Source organism: Holdemanella sp. (assembly GCF_056804935.1).
The window spans coordinates 1-2,231 of sequence record NZ_DBMEXE010000172.1; the positions used below are offsets into that span (position 1 = coordinate 1).

Consider the following 2,231-nt stretch of genomic DNA (forward strand, 5'->3'; position numbering starts at 1 on the left):
TTCTACATGTCGAAACGACGGATGTTTATTTTAAGAAACTTACAGAACAAGATATTATGTCGTATGTAAATAGTGGGAAATGTATGGATAAAGCAGGCTCTTATGGTATACAGGAATGTGATTTTGTGGATCATATTGAAGGTGATTATACCAATGTGGTTGGTTTACCAAAATATGTGGTGGAATCCATGATGAAAGGCGTTGCACTCTAGTTATAGAAATGATAAAATAGCGTGGTAATAATTAGAGGAGGAACATATAAATGTCTAATGTTATTAATAAAAAAGATTTAGCTGAAAAATTGGCTGAAGAATTCGGTTGTTCAAAAAAAGACGCAACAGCTTATGTTCAATTCGTATTCGATACAGTAGCGGATACTTTAAAAGATAATGGTACTGTAGATGTATTCGGATTTGGTAAATTCTCAATTAGCGAAAGAGCAGCTCGTACTGGTATCAATCCAGCTACTAAAGAAAAAATTGAAATTGCTGCAAGCAAATCTGTAAAATTTAAAGCTAGCAAAGCTTTGAAAGACGCTGTTAAGTAAGAAGATTCGATAATGAATCTTCTTTTTTTTCATGTTATAATATTGAATACAAAATTAAGATAATTGAGAGGAGAATTCGATGAGTTTACCAATTTATGTAATTGGACACAAAAACCCTGATACAGATTCAATTTGTGCGGCTTTAGCTCTTGCAGAATTAAAAAGACAGACTGGAATCAATGCGGTAGCTGCTCGTTTGGGGACTTTGAATCCAGAAACTAAATTTATATTAGATAAATTACATGTAAATATGCCAGTTTTATTAACGACTGCACGTTCAACGTTGGAAGAAATTGAAATTGATGATGCGGTGACAATTGAAGAAGGGCAAACGATTCGTCGTGCATGGGATTTATGCTTAGAAAATCATGTAAAGACTTTGTATGTTGTAGATGATAAAAATGAATATAAGGGCATGGTTACTTTGGGTGATGTTTCTAAGATTCAGATGCAGGATTTAAATATTACGAGTGAATTATTAAAAGAAACACCATTAGAAAATTTAGTTGCCAGTGTAAAGGGTTCTTTTATTTTAAAGGGAAATCTTGAAAGAAGTGGATTTGTTCGTATTGCGGACAAACGCTTGATGGATAGAGATCTAAAAGGTGCCATCATGGTTTTAAATGATCATGAAGATAGTATGATCAAGAGTATGGCAAAGGGTTGTGCTGTTATTGTCGTGGCAGAAAACTTTGTTCCAAATAGCTATATTATTGAAATGGCAAAACAAATGGGAGTTACTTTAATTAGTACGTCTTATAATATTATGAAAATCATTCAAATGATTTATCGTTCGATTCCAGTTGAATTGATTATGACTCCGGCTAATAAAGTGATTCGCTTTAATAAAAGTGAATATGTAGAGGATGTGGAACGTGAAATGTTGAAGACGCGTCACTCATCTTATCCTGTTGTATTCCAGAAAAAAATATTGGGGTCTGTTGCTCGATATAACTTATTGAAGGCTGAAAAGAAACAGTTTATTCTTGTGGATCATAATGAAAAGAAACAGAGTATCAGCGATATTGAAACGGCGAATATTGTAGAGATTGTGGATCACCATCGTATTGGTGATATTGAAACAGATCGTCCAATTGTATTTAGAAATATGATAGTAGGTAGTTCTTGTACGATTGTTGGATTGATGTATGCAGAATATGGTGTTAAAATGCCTGAGATCATCGCAAAATTGATTGCGTATGGCATGATTAGTGATACAATGAATTTTAATTCACCAACATGTACGACAATTGATCGTAATTTGGCAAAGCGTTTATCAAGTGAATATGATATTGATTTTGATGCGATGGCTAAAGAATTATTCGAAAATACGGCTACGATTCGTGGAAAAGAATTCAAGAATATTCTTTACAATGATGTTAAAGAATATATGTTGAGTGGATATCACATTGCGGTAAGTCAGGTTTTTACGTTTGATTTGAGTATTGTGGATGAAATTAAAGAGGATTTCTTGAAGTACATGGATGAACAAAACACGATACATGAATATGACTTGATGTTGATGGTTATCACTAATGTCGAAGGTCGTGGTTCACGTTTCTTATATGTAGGTAAGTTATCGCATTTTGTTCGTGATGTTGTAGAAGAATTCAAGGATCAAGGATTCGTTTCTCGTAAAAAACAAATTGTGCCTCGTTTAGCACAAGAACTGGCATAAAGGGGG

General features: G+C 33.6%; 3 protein-coding genes. All 3 read left to right on the forward strand.

Annotated features, from left to right (window positions below):
* On the forward strand, positions 1–212 hold a 212-nt coding region (locus ACZQCL_RS07615), incomplete at its 5' end, for a Maf family protein (RefSeq protein WP_482482581.1).
* 50 nt (positions 213–262) lie between these two features.
* Positions 263–547 carry an HU family DNA-binding protein gene (locus ACZQCL_RS07620; protein ID WP_003863836.1) on the forward strand — a complete coding sequence of 95 codons (285 nt, stop codon included), beginning with the start codon at positions 263–265 and terminating at the stop codon, positions 545–547.
* A gap of 79 nt (positions 548–626) precedes the next feature.
* Complete coding sequence (locus ACZQCL_RS07625) at positions 627–2,225, forward strand: putative manganese-dependent inorganic diphosphatase (protein ID WP_288523296.1); 1,599 nt, start codon at positions 627–629, stop codon at positions 2,223–2,225.
* Positions 2,226–2,231: the final 6 nt, after the last annotated feature.